This window comes from Kocuria sp. ZOR0020, from assembly GCF_000800955.1.
Classification (GTDB): Bacteria; Actinomycetota; Actinomycetes; order Actinomycetales; family Micrococcaceae; genus Kocuria; species Kocuria subflava.
On record NZ_JROX01000208.1, the window covers coordinates 1 to 2,425 of the forward strand.

General features: G+C 64.4%; 2 protein-coding genes and 1 pseudogene. 1 reads left to right on the forward strand and 2 read right to left on the reverse strand.

All coding sequences use genetic code 11. From position 1 onward, the window contains the following. Nucleotides 1-413: PRC-barrel domain-containing protein (locus tag L979_RS11565; protein WP_047692363.1), on the reverse strand; the 413-nt coding region annotated here is incomplete at its 3' end. 435 nt (nt 414-848) lie between these two features. Here L979_RS11565 and L979_RS11570 point away from each other — a divergent pair. After that, nucleotides 849-2,222 carry an MFS transporter gene (locus tag L979_RS11570; protein WP_047692364.1) on the forward strand — a complete coding sequence of 458 codons (1,374 nt, stop codon included), beginning with the start codon at nt 849-851 and terminating at the stop codon, nt 2,220-2,222. Here L979_RS11570 and L979_RS15185 read toward each other — a convergent pair. After that, nucleotides 2,212-2,425: pseudogene (locus tag L979_RS15185) on the reverse strand (transcriptional regulator); the annotation flags it as partial. The gene L979_RS11570 and the pseudogene L979_RS15185 overlap by 11 nt on opposite strands.

The following is a 2,425-nucleotide window of genomic DNA, read 5'->3' on the forward strand; positions in this document are numbered from 1 at the left end:
TGGCGGGCGCCTGCCACGCCACCGGCGGCACCTGCGGTGCCTGCAGCAGCAGCGTCAGCGTTGCCGTCGCGGCCACCGGTGCGGGCGGCGTCGTTGTTGCCGGAGCCGTTCAGGCCGTAGTAGCGGTAGAGCTCGTCTTCCTGGCGCTCGTCGATGTGTGCATTGGCATTCAGGTTCGGGGCGTCCTTGATGAAGTCCTTGGTGTACGGAACGTGGATCTCTCCGTTGTTCACGCGAGCCTGATCCAGGGGGACAAAGGTCTCGTTGGTGCCGAACAGGCCGGTGTTGACGGTGACCCAGTTGGGCTCGCCCGAGGCGTCGTCCAGGTAAAGCTGTGCGACGCCGCCAACCTTGCTGCCGTCCTGGTCGTAGACGGTTCCGTTCTCGAGCTCTTCGATGTTGAAGGTGGCCATGATGACTCCTGATTCGTTGCTCGGACCCGCACTCAGCCCAGAGCGCGGGTGAGGTGTGCGAGCCACCCCACAAACCCAAGAGGTGACCGCAAACACTCAGACTGCTGTGCAATCCATCAGTAAACGTAGCTGTTACCCACGCCATAAGTCACCTCGAAAGGTAAGCCTGGTTGCAGTTTTTTGGAAGCACACTGCTGATTGTCAGGCAACTACCAGGGACGCCTCGCGTGATCGCTGGTATCGCGCGCGTCACATAACGCGATATTTGACGCAGATCACCCCCCAGATTCATGCTTACCCGGCAATCGACCGGCAACAGTTGCCCAAGTCGGCTCGTCATCATGCGTCACAGGAGAGCAATCCCTGTCACACGGATGCCGAGTCCCACCCGCGGTCCGCACGGCCCGGTCAGGTCTTGGAAGCAAAGGAAGTTCCATGTCCTCAACAGCGGCCTCGCCCCAGGCTGGAACCCCGCAAAAGACCCCGCGCAAAGCAGCGCTGGCGGCCTGGGTCGGATCGGCACTCGAGTACTACGACTTCGCGGTCTACGGCACCGCCGCCGCTCTGGTGATCAACCACCTCTTCTTCCCCAAGGACGCTTCACCCGGTGTTGCCATCCTGCTGTCCATGTCGACCGTGGGCATCGCCTACGTCGTACGCCCCTTGGGGGCTCTGATCATGGGTCCGCTGGGCGATCGATACGGACGTCGATTCGTGATGATGCTGACCCTGTTCATGATGGGCGGCGCAACGTTCCTGGTGGGCTGCCTGCCGACTTACGACCAGGTGGGGCTGCTCGCACCCGCCCTGTTGGTGCTGTGCCGCGTTATCCAAGGCCTGTCCGCATCGGGGGAACAGGCCTCCGCGATCTCCGTATCCCTTGAACACGCAGCGGAACGGCACCGCGCCCTGACCACCAGCTGGACGCTGCAGGGCACCCAGTTCGGCACCCTGTTGGCCACCGCGGTGTTCATCCCCTTCACCTCGATCCTGACGGAGGAGCAGCTGTTCTCCTGGGGCTGGCGTATCCCGTTCTGGATGTCCGCCCTGGTGGTGGTGGCCGCCTACATCATCCGCCGGACCCTGGAGGAACCGCCGCAGTTCAAGGAAGTCGTGGAGCACAAGGACCAGGCCACTCCTTTGGGGCACCTGATCCGCTTCCACAAGGCCGCCGTCATCCGCATCGCCTGCGCGGCCATGATCAACACCGTTCTGATCGTGTTCCAGGTCTGGGCGCTGTCCTACGGAACCTCCGTGGTGGGCCTGGACCGCTCCACCATGCTGCTCGTGGCCGTACTGGCCAACGGCGTGGCCCTCGGCGCGATCCCGCTGGCCGCGATGGTGGCCGACCGGATCGGTCGCCGTCCGGTGTTCATCGCCGGGGCGATCGGGTCCGCAATCATGACCTACCCGTACCTGGGGGCCGTGTCCTCCGGCAACTGGACCCTGATCTTCGTCCTGGGCGCGGTGATGGCGGGCTTCTTCTACTCGATGGCCAACGGCATCTGGCCGTCGTTCTACGCGGAGATGTTCCCCACCCGGGTTCGCGTCACCGGGTTGGCGCTCGGCACCCAGATCGGTTTCGCACTTTCGGGCGGCTTCGCCCCTCCGCTGGCCTCCTACTTCGCGGGTGAAGACGGCACCAATTGGGTGGCCGTGGCCATCATGGTCTCCTGCGCCTGCGTGCTGGCCGGCGTCGCCGCGCTCACGGCCACGGAGACCAAGAACCGCACGCTCGACGACATCGACAATCTGCACACCTCGCGTACCGAGGCACTGGTGCTTGGGGACCTGACCGTCAAGCGCTGACGGACCGGTCGAGGCGTCGCCCGATAGTGGCGAACGCCTCGACCAGTTCGTCGGGGTACACCTCCGAGAGGTCGGCGTCGAAGGTGATGAACAGGCCGGTGACCCCGGCCCAGGACCAACCACCAATGGTCAATCGGCATCGTTGGGCATCGACGGGGCTCACCACGGAACCTCCGGGCGCCCACCGAGCCACAACACCTGCC